The organism is Mesorhizobium sp. M1027 (assembly GCF_040318745.1).
GTDB lineage: Bacteria > Pseudomonadota > Alphaproteobacteria > Rhizobiales > Rhizobiaceae > Mesorhizobium.
The window spans coordinates 42,304-55,650 of the sequence record NZ_JAMYMW010000014.1; the positions used below are offsets into that span (position 1 = coordinate 42,304).

Here is a 13,347-nt window from a genome sequence, read left to right on the forward strand (position 1 = left end):
ACGAGATTCGCTGTGAGGAATGGTCGGAGTGGAGAGATTCGAACTCCCGACCCTCTGGTCCCAAACCAGATGCGCTACCAGGCTGCGCTACACTCCGAACGGTCTGTTGCCTAGTGATTTCAGCCCACCAAAGCAAGCGTAAAAAGCCATCGGCCTTGCTGCCGGCGGCATTGCGCAGTAATGACGGGCTAGTGCATGGCCAGAGAACAGTAATCTGGTGTCGGGGTCGTGCGCTTGCAACCAGCAATGAGGTGGTCATGTCAGCCCGCATTTTCAGCCCAGCCAAAACCGCGATGCAGTCCGGCAAGGCCAAGACCGGCCATTGGGTGCTGGAATTCGATCCGGAGCAGCGCAAGAAGATCGATCCGCTGATGGGCTACACCACGTCCGGCGACATGCGAAGCCAGATCAGGCTGACCTTCGACACAAGAGAAGAGGCGGTCGGCTATGCCGAGAAGGAAGGCCTGGCTTTCCGCGTCGAGGAGCCGAAGGAAATCAAGCGCCGCCAGATTTCCTATGCGGAGAATTTCCGCTATGACCGCAGGACGCCCTGGACGCATTGATCCCATACCGGCCCTGCCGGCACAATCCGCCGGTCATGCGGCCGGCCAGCGGTCCCGTAGCTCAGCTGGATAGAGCACCGGCCTTCTAAGCCGATGGTCACAGGTTCGAATCCTGTCGGGATCGCCAATATCTCAGGCCGCTCACAGGTCCATTCGGGACAGGTTCACTCGCCAGTCGCATAGGATTTCCGACACATGACAGCGATGGGCGCGGCGGCGCTGCTGATCCTTGTCCTGACTTATGCCGGCGTTGCCGTCGGCAGAATACCCGGGCTGCGCCTCGACCGGGCAGGGATAGCACTGCTCGGCGGTGCGGCGATGATCGCCATCGGCGCGCTCGACATGGAAGACGCCTACCGCGCCATCAGCTTCGACACCATCACGCTTCTGCTCGGCATGATGATCGTCGTGGCGCATCTGAAAGTGTCGGGCGCCTTTCGCGCGCTCGGCGGGTTCGCCATCGAGCATGCGCATGCGCCATTCATGCTGCTGGTGATGGTGACGCTGTTGACCGGCCTCCTGTCGGCATTCCTCGTCAACGACGCTATCTGCCTGGTCATGGCGCCGATCGTCGTCCACGTCACCCGCGTCATCAACCGCAACCCGGTTCCCTACCTGATCGCCACGGCGACCGCATCCAATTGCGGCAGTGTCGCGACCATCACCGGCAATCCGCAGAACATGGTCATCGGCGCCCTGTCGGGGATTTCCTATCCGGCCTTCTCGGCGGCACTTGCGCCGGTGGCCCTGTTCGGCCTCGTCGCCGTCATCGTCATCATTCGCATCGTCTACCATGCCGAATTTTCGCGCAAGGCCGAGCTCAGCCCCGAAGTCTACCGAGGCCGCATGCTGCCGGGACAGGTGCTGAAGGCGGTGGTCGTCTGTATCGGTTTGGCCATCGCCTTCTTTGCCGGCGTTCCGGTTGCCAAGGCGGCGCTGATCGGCGGCGCGATTCTGTTGCTGACCCGCGCCATCAAACCTGAGCGCATCTATCGCGAGATCGATGGGCCGCTGCTGTTCATGTTCGCCGGGCTGTTCATCGTCGTCGCCGGAGCCGAGAAGACGCTGCTTACGCCCGACATCGTGGCTTCGGCAAAGGACCTAGGGCTGAATGATGTCTGGCGGCTGTCCGGCTTCACCGCGGTGCTGTCCAACATCATGAGCAACGTCCCGGCCGTGCTGGCGCTGAAGCCGTTCGTGCCCGGACTGGAAAACCCCGAGCGGGCCTGGCTGGTCGTCGCCATGAGTTCGACGCTGGCCGGCAATTTCACGTTGCTCGGCTCGGTCGCCAATCTGATCGTTGCCGAGCACGCGCGGGTCTCCGGCAAACCGCTGGGCTTCATCGCCTTCTTCAAGGTCGGCCTGCCGTTGACGCTGGTCACCCTTCTTGCCGGGACGGCATGGCTGGCGGCCTAGAAGCGCGTCGCATTCGACCGACCTCATGCGGCGCGCATTAGGCTCTTTTTCATCATGTCGTTATCGCAAGACCGCTGCACACTTTTGCGCGGCATGCATTAGCCGGTCAGGGCGATGTCACCGTCAGATGGCCTTTCATGTTGGGATGGAAGCGGCAGAAATAATCGACCGATTCCGCCTTCTTCACCGTCAGGCTCGCCGCCTTCTTCGGCGGGATCATCACTTCCCAGGCGCCGTTGACGGTTGCCGTGTGGGCGAACACGTCCTTGTTTACCCACCTGATCGTGTCGCCGACCTTCGCCTCGATCTTCGCCGGCGAAAACACAAGCTTCTCGATCGTCACCTCGATGGTTTCGGCCTTGGCCGGCGCGGCACCCATGGCCAATGCCAGAGCAACCCACAGATGCCGCCGCGACATCATTGGCTCGATCCTCACTTCAGCATGCCGGCGACGTGTTCGGCGTGCTGTTCGTGGCCTTGGAATATTTTCAAGCCGGTTTCCAGCAGGCTCTTCAGCTCGGCATTGCTGGCGGACGGGATCAGCAGAGTTTCGAGCGCGCCATTGACCTGCTTGTGGTAGGCCACCTCGCTGGCGACATAGGCCTTGTCGAACGCTGCGCCCTTGAGCTTGGCAAGCTTGGCACGTTCCTCGGCCGCCGCCTTGGTCAGCGCTTTGCTGGTCGGATTATCCTCAGGCGTGACCTTGAGCTTCTTGACCAGGTCGAGAGCCTGTTTGTTGACCGCCTCATGATCTCGCACCATGTCCTTGGCGAAGTCCACGACTTCCTTGTTCTTGGATTTCTTCAGCGCCTGCTTGGCCGCCTCGACGTCAAGCACGCCCGCTGTGTAGGCGATATGTGCGATCTGCGGATCGGTCGGTTTGTCGGCAGCTTGCGACGAGGGCGCTGCGCCAAGCAGGAAAATTGCGGCCAGTGCCGTGGTCGATCGAATAAACATGATGCTCTCCTTCGCCCCGACGCGGAACTGCATCGGGCTTCGTTTTCAGTGATGCTCATTGGATGCAGGTCACGGGAAAACGTTCCCGCGAAAATCGCCGCGGCCTATCCGGAAGGACCAAGCCGCTGCATCACGGCATTGGTCAGCCGTTCGCAGCGCCGGCCCGCGAACGGAAAGGCGTCGAGCAGCACCGGGCCGATCTGGTCGTCCAGCGCCTTGCGCACCAGCGCGCGGGCGCGGTGCAGCCGCGTCTTGATGGTTTCTGGTCGCACGCCAAGCAGTTCGGCGGTCTCCTCGATGCTCAATCCCTCGATGACGCGCGCCACGAACACGATCCGGTAGACATCGGGCAGACTGTCGGTTGCCCGTTCGACAAGCTCAAGGATCTGCCGTTGCGCCATCGTCCGCTCCGGATCGTCGCTCGGGTTGAGGGGAAACCGGATGATTTCGGCTTGCGGGTTTTCAGGCATCGCTACCATTCGCCGCCTTTTGCGCAAGCGGCCGAGGGCTTCGTTGATGACGATACGCGACAGCCATGTGGCGAGCGAGGCATCGCCGCGAAAGGACTCGAGATGGGCAAAGGCGCTGACATACGCCTCCTGGACGATGTCCTCGGCCTCGCTGTCGTTCCGCACAACACCGCGGGCGATGCGGTAGAGCCTTTGGTTGTGCGTCTTGATGATGGTGCGAAATGCATCGCCATCACGTGCCAGCGCGCGGCCGACAAGCTGCATATCGCCGGAAGCGGCGGGCGTTGCCGTCAACGCAGCAGGCATGGCCGATCTCCTGATAGGCTTCTCATCGCGACATTGGATGCATCGGCCGACAAAAGGTTCCCGACCGATCCCGCCGGCCAACCTCGATCCGTTTCAAGGACTGGCAGAGACTATTCTACCGCCTTCACCACGCCGCCGCCCCTGTTTTGTAGAGCCGGCCGATCGGTCGCCGTGATATCGCTCAGGATCGCAATTTTTCCAGGCTGTTACGCCAATTTTCTGACTCAGTCTGGAAAGGTGCTGGCTCAGGCCTCAGCGGCCGCCGCCAGCCCGCGCGCCAGGTCGGCCTTCAAATCCTCGACATCCTCGAGCCCGATCTGCAGGCGCACCAGCGGCCCGTCATACGGGCCCTTGGCGATTGTGCGGTCGCCAAGGAATACCGGCACGGCAAGGCTCTCATAGCCGCCCCAGGAATAGCCGAGGCCGAAAAACTTCAACGCGTCGAGGAAGGCGTGCTGCTGCTTCTGTCCGCCGCCCGCGAGAACGATCGAGAAGATGCCGCTCGATCCGCAAAAATCGCGCTTCCACATAGCGTGGTCGGGATGACTGGGCAGCCCCGGATGCAGCACCTGCGCTACGCCGGGCTGATCCTCCAGCCAGCCGGCGAGGGAAAGCGCGCTCTTTTGATGATGCTCCAGCCGCACGCCCATCGTGCGCAGGCCGCGCAGCACCTGGTAGACGTCGTCCGGTCCGGCGCAGCAGCCCATCGTGTTGAACGTCTCGCAAAGCTGATTCCAGCAAGCTGCATTGGCCGACACCGTGCCGAGCAGCACGTCGGAATGGCCGGCCGGGTATTTCGTCGCCGCGTGGATCGAGATGTCGACGCCGTGGTCGAGCGGGCGGAAGTAGAGCGGCGTCGCCCAGGTGTTGTCCATCATGACGATGGCGCCGGCGGCATGTGCTGCCTTGGCGATGGCCGGTATGTCCTGCACCTCGAAAGTGTTGGAGGCCGGCGATTCGGTGAACACCACCTTGGTGTTGGGCTTGATCAGCGCCGCGATGCCGGCGCCGATGCGCGGTTCGTAATACTCGACCTCGATGCCCAGCCGCTTCAGCATCGTGTCGGCGAAGTTGCGGGTCGGATGATAAACGGAATCGACGATCAGCAGATGATCGCCGGCCGACAGGAAGGCGAGCAGCGGCAGCGTCACCGCCGCCAGGCCGGACGGTACCGCGACCGTGCCTGCCGAACCTTCCAGCGCATCGATCGCGCTGTTCAGCGCATCGGTGGTCGGCGTGCCGCGCGTGCCGTAGGTGTATCTCTGGCTGCGTGAAGCCATCGCCGCCGCATTGGGATAGAGCACGGTCGAGGCATGCACCACCGGCGGATTGACGAAGCCGAAATAGTCATGCGGGTTGTTGCCGGAATGGGCGAGCCGCGTGTTGACGCCCATCTCGCTGCCGTCTTTTGCCATTGCTTTTCGTCCCATGGGTTGGTCGTTAGCCATAGTGCGGCGGCATTGGCCGCGCAACCGCACCGCACTCGCCAGGCCAAGGTCTTGAATATGCCAATTCAGCAATGCGCCGTAGATCCTCTGAACGGCTGCCAGGTGCGCTTGGCAAGTCAAGGTCGGACTTTGCCGGCTTAATTGGCGCGCTGACCAATTTGCGAGCGCGTTTGTCTGCAATTCAGGCATTTCAGGCGGTTGGTTTTCAAAGTCTTTCGGATTTGGTCATTTCCCTTGACCTCACAGGAATAATCGCCTTCGATGTTGTTCGTGAATGGGAGGCAGCGCGTCGGTTACGATGCGCGATTCCGGTGATGGGCCGGGATTACATAGCTGCGTTCACACGGGAAAAAGTCAGGTTCGCCTGGAAAAAACAGAAAAGGGTCTGTGGGTCATGAAACACATTGCAATCGGCGTTTTGGGCGCCGCCGCGTTTGGATTCGCGGCTTCGGCTGCGTCGGCGAGCACGCTCGACGACGTCAAGGCGAAAGGCTTCATCCAGTGCGGCACCAATACGGGTCTTGCTGGCTTCGCGGCGCCTGACGACAAGGGTGAATGGAAAGGCATCGATGTGGATTTCTGCCGCGCCGTGGCGGCCGCCGTCTTCGGCGATGGCAGCAAAGTCAAGTTCACGCCGCTCAGTGCCAAGGAGCGGTTCACCGCGCTGCAGTCGGGCGAGGTCGACATCCTGTCGCGCAACACCACCTGGACCATCAACCGCGACACGGCGCTTGGCCTGAACTTCGTCGGCGTCACCTATTATGACGGTCAGGGCTTCATGATCAACGCCAAGAAGCTTCCGGGCGTGAATTCGGCACTGCAGCTTTCGGGCGCGGCGGTGTGTGTGCAGAGCGGCACCACGACCGAGCTCAACCTTGCCGACTATTTCAAGTCGAACAAGATGGAGTACAACCCCGTCGTCTTCGAAAAGCTGGATGAGGTTAACGCCGCCTATGACGCCGGCCGCTGCGACGTCTACACCACCGACCAGTCGGGTCTCTACGGCATTCGCCTGACGCTCAGCTCGCCGGCCGACCACGTCGTGCTGCCCGAGATCATCTCCAAGGAACCGCTTGGGCCGGCCGTGCGCCAGGGCGACGACCAGTGGTACCACATCGTCAAGTGGACCTATTTCGCGCTGCTCAACGCCGAGGAACTGGGCATCACCCAGGCCAATGTTGACGAGATGAAGAACTCGGACAATCCCGAGATCAAGCGCGTGCTCGGCCAGGAAGCCGACACCAAGATCGGCACCGATCTCGGCGTCTCCAATGACTGGGTCGTCAACATCGTCAAAGCCGTCGGCAATTACGGCGAGATGTTCGAACGCAATGTCGGCTCCGGCAGCCCGCTGAAGATCGCCCGCGGCATCAACGCGCTGTGGACCAAGGGTGGCCTGCAGTACGCTCCGCCGATCCGCTGATCGAAAATGGATCCGGAAGGCAGATCGTCTGCCTTCCGGTCTCTCTTTCCAGGGGACTGTCGAATGGCATCGCAGGAAGTTCTTCGCGAGGAGCCAAGCCGCGGTTCCTTCATCAATGATCCGCGCGTCCGCGGCATATTCTTTCAAGCGCTGGTCCTCGTCCTGCTGGTAGCGGGTGTCTGGTGGGTTACCCACAACGTCATCGCCAATTTGACGCGGCTGCACATCGCTTCCGGCTTCGGCTTTCTCAAGGGCCGCGCCGGTTTCGACATCAGCGAAAGCGCCATCGCTTATTCATCGGATTCGACCTATTTCCGTGCCATCCTGGTCGGCTTTATCAACACCGTGATCGTGGCCGTCGTCGGCATCATCACCGCCACCATCATCGGTTTCATCGTCGGCATCGGCCGGCTGTCGCATAACTGGCTGATCAGGAAGATCTGCACCGTTTATGTCGAGGTGTTCCGCAACATCCCCCCGCTGCTGGTCATCTTCTTCTGGTATTCCGGCGTGCTCGCCGTGCTGCCGCCGCCGCGCGAGAGCATCAATCTGCCGTTCGGCTCCTTCCTCAACCAGCGCGGCTTCTATTTTCCCCGCGCAATATTGGGCGAGGGCTCCTGGCTGATCCTGGTCGCACTGCTCCTCGGCATCGCCATGGCCTGGTTCGTGGCCCGCAAGGCGCGGCAGCGGCAGATGGCGACGGGACAGCCATTCCCGGTGTTCTGGACATCCATAGCGTTGATTGTCGGCCTGCCGCTGCTGGCCTACGCGCTGAGCGGCTTTCCGCTGAGCTTCGAATTTCCAAAGCAGTCGACCTTCAATCTCGTCGGTGGTTTTCAGGTCAGGCCCGAGTTCCTGTCCCTCTATCTGGCGTTGTCCTGCTATACGGCCGCCTTTATCGCCGAAATCGTGCGCGCCGGCATCAGGGGCGTCAGCGCAGGCCAGACCGAGGCGGCCGCGGCACTCGGGCTGCGCTCGGGATCGATCCTCAGGCTTGTCGTCGTGCCGCAGGCGATGCGCATCGTTATTCCGCCGCTGACTAGCCAGTATCTCAACCTGACCAAGAATTCCTCGCTCGCCATCGCCATCGGCTATCCGGACCTGACAGCGACTGCCGGCACGGTCTTGAACCAGACCGGGCAGGCGGTTGAAGGCGTGGTGATCATGATGGCTGTCTATCTCGCGCTCAGCCTGATCACGTCGGCGATTATGAACGTCGTGAACGCCAGGATGGCGCTGGTGGAGAGGTAGGGACATGCAGGAACACGACATGTCCTGGGTGCGGACGGAGATGGCGCTGGCCCAACCGGCGCCATCGAGCGAGCGTGGCCTCACCGCCTGGGTCCGCAAGAATCTGATCGCATCGACCGGCGACGCCATCCTGACCATCATCGGCATCGTGCTGGTTGCCATGATCCTGCCGCAGATCGTCAATTGGGCTTTCATCAACGCCCAGTGGACGGGACCGGACCGCACGGTCTGCGCCACCGTGGCGCAGGGCGGCATCCAGCCGGACGGCTGGACCGGGGCCTGCTGGGCCTTCGTCAACGCCAAGTTCGGCCAGTTCATGTTCGGCCGCTATCCTCTGGAAGAGCGTTGGCGCCCGATCCTGGTGGCCATCCTGTTCGTGGCGCTGCTGGTGCCGCTGCTCATTCCGCGCGTACCGCGCAAGGGGCTGAACGCCATTCTTCTCTTTTTCGTACTGCCGGTCGTCGCCTTCGTTCTGCTGGTCGGCGGCATGTTCGGCCTGCCCTATGTCGAAACCCCGCTCTGGGGTGGACTGCTGGTGACACTCAGCCTGTCCTTCGTCGGCATAGCCGTGTCGCTGCCGGTCGGCATCGTGCTGGCGCTCGGCCGGCGCTCGAACATGCCGATCGTCAAGCTGCTGTGCGTGATCTTCATCGAGACGGTACGCGGCATCCCGCTGATTACGGTGCTGTTCTTTGCCAGCGTGATGCTGCCGCTGTTCCTGCCGGCCGGCGTCAGCTTCGACAAGTTCCTGCGCGCGCTGATCGGCGTGTCGCTGTTTGCCGCCGCCTACATGGCCGAAGTGGTGCGCGGCGGCCTGCAGGCGATCCCCAAAGGCCAGTATGAGGGCGCCGATTCGCTCGGCCTCAGCTACTGGCAGAAGATAGGTCTGGTCGTCATGCCGCAGGCGCTGAAGCTGGTCATTCCCGGCATCGTCAACACCTTCATCGGCATGTTCAAGGACACCAGCCTGGTCATCGTCATCTCGATGTTCGACCTCCTCGGCATCGTCAAGCAGAACTTCTCCGACGCCAGTTGGGCGACGCCGCAGACGGCCAGATCCGGCCTGGTGTTCGCGGCTTTCATCTTCTGGCTGTTCTGCTTCGGCATGTCGCGCTATTCAATGTACACGGAACGCCGTCTCGACACCGGCCACAAACGCTAAAAAGGGGACCTTGTCATGGCCATAGAAAACGCCGTCAGTGCGGAAGAGATCAAGGTCAATGCCGCCAAGATGCACATTTCCACCACCGATGTCGCCATCGACATCATCGCCATGCACAAATGGTACGGCGAATTCCATGTGCTGAAGGACATCAATCTAAAGGTGATGCGCGGCGAGCGGATCGTCATCTGCGGCCCGTCGGGTTCCGGCAAATCGACGATGATCCGCTGCATCAACCGGCTGGAGGAACACCAGAAGGGCAAAATCATCGTCGACGGCAAGGAACTGACCAACGATCTGAAGAAGATCGACGAGGTGCGCCGCGAGGTCGGCATGGTGTTCCAGCACTTCAACCTGTTCCCGCATCTGACCATTCTGGAGAATTGCACGCTGGCGCCGATCTGGGTGCGCAAGATGCCGCGCAAGCAGGCCGAGGAAATCGCCATGCATTTCCTCAAGCGCGTCAAGATCCCGGAACAGGCCAACAAATATCCCGGCCAGCTTTCCGGCGGCCAGCAACAGCGCGTGGCGATCGCCCGCTCGCTGTGCATGAACCCGCGCATCATGCTGTTCGATGAGCCGACCTCGGCTCTCGATCCGGAAATGATCAAGGAAGTGCTGGAGACGATGGTCGGGCTGGCGGAGGAAGGCATGACCATGCTCTGCGTCACCCACGAGATGGGCTTTGCGCGTAAAGTCGCCAACCGTGTGATCTTCATGGACCAAGGCCAGATCGTCGAGCAGAACACGCCGGCCGAGTTCTTCGACCACCCGCGCCATGAGCGCACGAAGCTGTTCCTGTCGCAGATCCTGCACTGATCCTGTACCCCGGTGCGGACAAGAGCGGCGGATCAAGCCTCTCTGTCTTGCTGGCTTCGCGCGTATTCGACGAGCGCTGACCGTGCGCTGCGCGAGAAGATAGCAAGCGTGCTTCAGGTCGTTCGAGTGGTCACGTTGCAACCTGGTAACTAAGGCCGGCGCGGATCATAAGCGCGCCGGCTGCGTTCATTGCCATTGGGAGTTGTATAGCGAGCCGCGTGGGCGCGTGCGGCGGCAGGTCACGGGTTCATCCTGATGCTCATCCAACCGATCGATTATTTCCTCGTCGTCTGGTTCGCGCTGGCGCTGGCTTCGACGCTTTATGTCGGCTTCGACCAATATCGCAACAATCCCGAGCCGGTGGTGATGAAATGGGGCTTCATTCTGGTCACCCTCTATATGGGTCCGCTCGGCTTGCTGCTCTACGTGCTCGCCGACAAGGAGCCTCGGCCGGGCGAGCATGAACTCTTCACCCGCCCGCTCTGGAAGCAGGGCGTCGGCTCCACCATCCATTGCGTCGCCGGCGATGCCACCGGCATCATTCTTGCCGCCGCCGTCACGGCGGCGCTCGGCCTGCCGATGTGGATCGACCTGATCGTCGAATATCTGGCCGGCTTTGCCTTCGGCCTGTTCATCTTCCAATCGCTGTTCATGAAATCGATGATGGGCGGCACCTATTGGGAGAACGTGCGCAAGAGCTTCCTGCCCGAGTTCATCTCCATGAACTTCATGATGGCCGGCATGGCACCGGTCATGAGCTTCCTGATGATGGGCCGCGACATGCGCGCGATGGAACCGACGGAGCTGTTGTTCTGGGGCGTGATGTCGATCGGCGTCATCGCCGGCTTTGCGCTTGCCTACCCGGCCAATGTCTGGCTGGTCGCCCGGGGGCTGAAGCATGGGCTGATGACGCAGCGCGCGCAGGCAGCCGGCATCGATGGTCGAAAGCAGCCTGCAACGAGACAACATGCGCAGATGCAAATGCAGCAGGCCGACGCCAGCGGCCATCGCGGGCAGCGCCACGATATGGCTTCCCACAAAGGCAAAGGCGGCGGCCATCACATGGAGACAGATGCCACGACGCCGCAGGTCGCTGCCCTGGGTGCCGTCTCCCTGCTGGCGCTCGGCATCGGCATGATCGCGCCGGCGAACTGGCTGAACCTGACGCTGTCGGCACGCGACGTCGGCGGGGTGATCATGCCGCAAGGAATGATCATGGATCGCGATACGCCGGCTGATGCGATGCGCGACATGGCCGCTACCGATCCGCGCCTCGTTGCCGCCTCTTATGGTCTGTCGACAAGGGGTGACCAGGACCTGCCGTTTCGGATGGAGAACGGCATCAAGGTATTCGACCTCAGGCCTTCGGTGGTCCGCTGGCAGATCCTGCCGGATGTTGCAGTCGACGCTTATGCCTATAATGGCCAGATTCCTGGTCCGCGAATTCACATTCGCCAGGGCGATCGGGTCAGGATCAACGTCACCAACGGCCTGCCTGAGGAAACGACGGTGCATTGGCATGGCTTGATCCTGCCGAACCAGATGGATGGGCCGGCCGAGATCACGCAGGCGCCGATCGAGCCCGGCCAATCCTATTCGTACGAATTCACCGCAACCCAGCACGGAACCTATTTCTATCACCCACATGCCAAGCCGGACCGGACCCAGGCGCTCGGCCTCTACGGTGCGCTGATCATCGACCCCGCCAATCCCGCCGATGAGGCCGCGGCCGACCATGATTACGTCATCGAGCTTCAGGAATGGCTGGTGCGGGAAGGGCTGACCTACCCGTCGATGCCGATGGACGGGGGCATGCCGAATTTCTTCACCATCAACGGCAAGGCCTATCCCTCGACCGAGACGATCCCGATGAAGGTTGGCGAGACGCTCAAGGTGCGGTTCATCGGCACCAACAACGGCTTCATCCATCCGATGCATATCCATGGCGGACCGTTCGAGGTCGTTGCCCGCGACGGCGAAACGATCCCTGCCTTGGGTCGTTTCCTTGCCGATACGGTCAATGTCGGGCCGGGTCAGCGCTACGACGTGATCTGGAAGGCGCAGCGTCCGGGCAAATGGCTGATCCATTGCCACATCCCGCATCACACCACGAACAACAATGTCGAGGAGAAGGGCGGAGGCGGGCTGATGGTCGTCATCGATGTCACCTGACCGTAGCCGTCTAAAAAGGAGCGTCAGTGCTCGTGGCCGTGGTTTTCGTCATGCACGTCTCGTGAGGGTGCGGATGGTCGTTCTCTCCACGTTCGGTTGAAAACCGCACATTCGCCGTAACCAAGGCCGGCATATGCTGGGACAGTTCGTCCTTCAGCGCTGCCGCGATGTTGTTCGCTTCCGAGAGCGGCAGGGTTTCGTCTGCGGCAATTGCGATGTCGGCGTGCAATCTATGACCGATCCAGCGCGCCTTGGCATCGACAATGCGTGCGCCCGGAACGTGCTCGGCGGCATGCCGGATTTCATCCATCACACCGGGTTCGATTCCATCCAGCATGCGGGTCAGCACCGAGCGGGCCGATTGCCAGACGATACCGAAGATCGCAATCGTGATCAGCAGGCCGACAATCGGGTCGGCCAAGGAAAAGCCGAGCCAGACGCCGATGGCTCCGATGACCACGGCAAGGCTGGTAAGTCCGTCGGTGCGGGCGTGATAGCCGTCGGCAATCAGTGCCGCGCTGTTGATTTCGCGGCCGACACGGATACGGAACACGGCAACCGCCTCGTTGCCGAGGAAGCCGACAATGCCCGCCGCCGCCAGCCAGCCCAGGTGCGTCACCGCTTGTGGATTGATCAGCCTGTCGATGGCTTGGTAGGCGGCGACTACAGCGCTGAACAGGATGATGAGCACGATGATGATGCCGGCCAGATCCTCGACCCGGCCCAAGCCATAGGTGAAGGTCCGCGACGGCTTGCGCCGCGCCAGCACGAACGCAATCCATAGCGGGATCGCCGTGGTCGCATCGCCGATGTTATGGATCGTATCGGCCAGCAATGCCACGCTCCCCGACAGCACAACCACGACCATCTGCAATGCTGCGGTGATCGCCAGGATCACGAACGACCATTTGATTGCCCAGATGCCCCGATCGGTGGTGGCAATTGTCGCATCGATGACGCCATGGCTGTGGCCGTGCGGACCGTGATCGCCGTGATGATGTGCGGCGTGCGAGCCGAACCCGAGCCATTCCAGAATGCGGGCTACGATGGCATTCATAGATATTTCGCCAGCTGCTTGAGCTCCGCCAGCGAGTTGCCGCCGGTTTCGACGCTGTCCGTCAGGCAATGCTCGATGTGATCGTTGATCAGCTCGCGCTTGGCGCTGCTGATGGCCCGTTCGACGGCATGAAGCTGCTGCGCCAGATCAACGCAAGGGCGATGCGCCTCGATCATCGCCAGCACCGCCGCGAGGTGGCCTTGCGCGCGCTTCAGGCGCTTTATGATGGAAGGATGCGAAGCGTGGAGGTGATCTGACATGCCTCTGCATATCCTCCCCGGGAGGATACGCGTCAAGCTCTAA

Annotated in this window: 13 protein-coding genes, 2 tRNA genes and 1 pseudogene; 9 read left to right on the top strand and 7 right to left on the bottom strand. The window is 61.7% G+C overall.

Features of this window, described 5'->3' with window-relative positions:
* Positions 1 to 20 precede the first annotated feature (20 nt).
* Positions 21 to 97 (bottom strand) — tRNA-Pro (locus NKH50_RS24340).
* A gap of 160 nt (positions 98 to 257) precedes the next feature.
* On the opposite strand from NKH50_RS24340, the gene NKH50_RS24345 reads away from it, so the two are divergent.
* From NKH50_RS24345 to NKH50_RS24355, 3 genes are all read left to right on the top strand, one after another.
* Entirely contained in the window at positions 258 to 563 is a 306-nt protein-coding gene (locus NKH50_RS24345) for an ETC complex I subunit (protein ID WP_352881472.1), read from the top strand.
* Positions 564 to 613: 50 nt separating this feature from the next.
* Positions 614 to 690: transfer RNA gene (locus NKH50_RS24350), tRNA-Arg, on the top strand.
* 68 nt (positions 691 to 758) lie between these two features.
* The gene (locus NKH50_RS24355) at positions 759 to 1,979 is read left to right on the top strand and encodes an anion transporter (protein WP_352479283.1); all 1,221 of its coding nucleotides are present in this window, start codon (positions 759 to 761) and stop codon (positions 1,977 to 1,979) included.
* A gap of 106 nt (positions 1,980 to 2,085) precedes the next feature.
* Here the strand turns inward: NKH50_RS24355 and NKH50_RS24360 are convergent, their stop codons facing one another.
* The 4 genes from NKH50_RS24360 to NKH50_RS24375 all read right to left on the bottom strand — a co-directional run bounded on the left by NKH50_RS24360 (position 2,086) and on the right by NKH50_RS24375 (position 5,127).
* On the bottom strand, positions 2,086 to 2,397 hold the full coding sequence (locus NKH50_RS24360) for a cupredoxin domain-containing protein (protein WP_352508883.1): 312 nt from the start codon (positions 2,395 to 2,397) through the stop codon (positions 2,086 to 2,088).
* 14 nt (positions 2,398 to 2,411) lie between these two features.
* Positions 2,412 to 2,936: a DUF4142 domain-containing protein gene (locus NKH50_RS24365; protein ID WP_254820743.1), complete on the bottom strand. Its 525-nt coding sequence runs from the start codon at positions 2,934 to 2,936 to the stop codon at positions 2,412 to 2,414.
* 104 nt (positions 2,937 to 3,040) lie between these two features.
* The gene (locus tag NKH50_RS24370; protein ID WP_352881475.1) at positions 3,041 to 3,712 is read right to left on the bottom strand and encodes an RNA polymerase sigma factor; all 672 of its coding nucleotides are present in this window, start codon (positions 3,710 to 3,712) and stop codon (positions 3,041 to 3,043) included.
* 245 nt (positions 3,713 to 3,957) lie between these two features.
* Complete coding sequence (locus tag NKH50_RS24375) at positions 3,958 to 5,127, bottom strand: cystathionine beta-lyase (RefSeq protein WP_352881642.1); 1,170 nt, start codon at positions 5,125 to 5,127, stop codon at positions 3,958 to 3,960.
* Between the two features lie 104 nt (positions 5,128 to 5,231).
* On the opposite strand from NKH50_RS24375, the gene NKH50_RS24380 reads away from it, so the two are divergent.
* The 6 genes from NKH50_RS24380 (at position 5,232) to NKH50_RS24405 (ending at position 11,987) form a co-directional block, all read left to right on the top strand.
* Complete coding sequence (locus tag NKH50_RS24380; protein ID WP_352881478.1) at positions 5,232 to 5,558, top strand: hypothetical protein; 327 nt, start codon at positions 5,232 to 5,234, stop codon at positions 5,556 to 5,558.
* Positions 5,555 to 6,583: an amino acid ABC transporter substrate-binding protein gene (locus tag NKH50_RS24385; RefSeq protein ID WP_352649730.1), complete on the top strand. Its 1,029-nt coding sequence runs from the start codon at positions 5,555 to 5,557 to the stop codon at positions 6,581 to 6,583. Before NKH50_RS24380 ends, NKH50_RS24385 begins: the two co-directional genes overlap by 4 nt.
* A 63-nt stretch (positions 6,584 to 6,646) precedes the next feature.
* Positions 6,647 to 7,834 (top strand): amino acid ABC transporter permease, encoded by a 1,188-nt coding sequence (locus NKH50_RS24390; protein ID WP_352753267.1) that lies wholly within the window; start codon positions 6,647 to 6,649, stop codon positions 7,832 to 7,834.
* 4 nt (positions 7,835 to 7,838) lie between these two features.
* Positions 7,839 to 8,996, top strand: coding sequence for an amino acid ABC transporter permease (locus NKH50_RS24395; RefSeq protein ID WP_352649728.1), 1,158 nt, complete (start codon positions 7,839 to 7,841; stop codon positions 8,994 to 8,996).
* 69 nt (positions 8,997 to 9,065) lie between these two features.
* Entirely contained in the window at positions 9,066 to 9,815 is a 750-nt protein-coding gene (locus NKH50_RS24400; RefSeq protein WP_031212005.1) for an amino acid ABC transporter ATP-binding protein, read from the top strand.
* A gap of 255 nt (positions 9,816 to 10,070) precedes the next feature.
* Positions 10,071 to 11,987: a multicopper oxidase domain-containing protein gene (locus NKH50_RS24405; protein WP_352881482.1), complete on the top strand. Its 1,917-nt coding sequence runs from the start codon at positions 10,071 to 10,073 to the stop codon at positions 11,985 to 11,987.
* A gap of 94 nt (positions 11,988 to 12,081) precedes the next feature.
* On the opposite strand, the pseudogene NKH50_RS24410 reads toward NKH50_RS24405, so the two are convergent.
* Together NKH50_RS24410 and NKH50_RS24415 are read right to left on the bottom strand one after the other, a co-directional pair.
* Positions 12,082 to 13,035 (bottom strand): annotated as a pseudogene (locus tag NKH50_RS24410) (cation diffusion facilitator family transporter); the annotation flags it as partial.
* A 5-nt stretch (positions 13,036 to 13,040) separates the two neighbouring features.
* Complete coding sequence (locus NKH50_RS24415) at positions 13,041 to 13,304, bottom strand: metal-sensing transcriptional repressor (protein ID WP_023719742.1); 264 nt, start codon at positions 13,302 to 13,304, stop codon at positions 13,041 to 13,043.
* Positions 13,305 to 13,347 lie beyond the last annotated feature (43 nt).

Bases quoted from the DNA above. Each gene is read 5' to 3' on its own strand.
- NKH50_RS24345 (WP_352881472.1), top strand. From the start codon at position 258: ATGTCAGCCCGCATTTTCAGCCCAGCCAAAACCGCGATGCAGTCCGGC.
- NKH50_RS24355 (WP_352479283.1), top strand. From the start codon at position 759: ATGACAGCGATGGGCGCGGCGGCGCTGCTGATCCTTGTCCTGACTTAT.
- NKH50_RS24360 (WP_352508883.1), bottom strand. From the start codon at position 2,397: ATGTCGCGGCGGCATCTGTGGGTTGCTCTGGCATTGGCCATGGGTGCC.
- NKH50_RS24365 (WP_254820743.1), bottom strand. From the start codon at position 2,936: ATGTTTATTCGATCGACCACGGCACTGGCCGCAATTTTCCTGCTTGGC.
- NKH50_RS24370 (WP_352881475.1), bottom strand. From the start codon at position 3,712: ATGCCTGCTGCGTTGACGGCAACGCCCGCCGCTTCCGGCGATATGCAG.
- NKH50_RS24375 (WP_352881642.1), bottom strand. From the start codon at position 5,127: ATGGCAAAAGACGGCAGCGAGATGGGCGTCAACACGCGGCTCGCCCAT.
- NKH50_RS24380 (WP_352881478.1), top strand. From the start codon at position 5,232: ATGCGCCGTAGATCCTCTGAACGGCTGCCAGGTGCGCTTGGCAAGTCA.
- NKH50_RS24385 (WP_352649730.1), top strand. From the start codon at position 5,555: ATGAAACACATTGCAATCGGCGTTTTGGGCGCCGCCGCGTTTGGATTC.
- NKH50_RS24390 (WP_352753267.1), top strand. From the start codon at position 6,647: ATGGCATCGCAGGAAGTTCTTCGCGAGGAGCCAAGCCGCGGTTCCTTC.
- NKH50_RS24395 (WP_352649728.1), top strand. From the start codon at position 7,839: ATGCAGGAACACGACATGTCCTGGGTGCGGACGGAGATGGCGCTGGCC.
- NKH50_RS24400 (WP_031212005.1), top strand. From the start codon at position 9,066: ATGCACATTTCCACCACCGATGTCGCCATCGACATCATCGCCATGCAC.
- NKH50_RS24405 (WP_352881482.1), top strand. From the start codon at position 10,071: ATGCTCATCCAACCGATCGATTATTTCCTCGTCGTCTGGTTCGCGCTG.
- NKH50_RS24415 (WP_023719742.1), bottom strand. From the start codon at position 13,304: ATGTCAGATCACCTCCACGCTTCGCATCCTTCCATCATAAAGCGCCTG.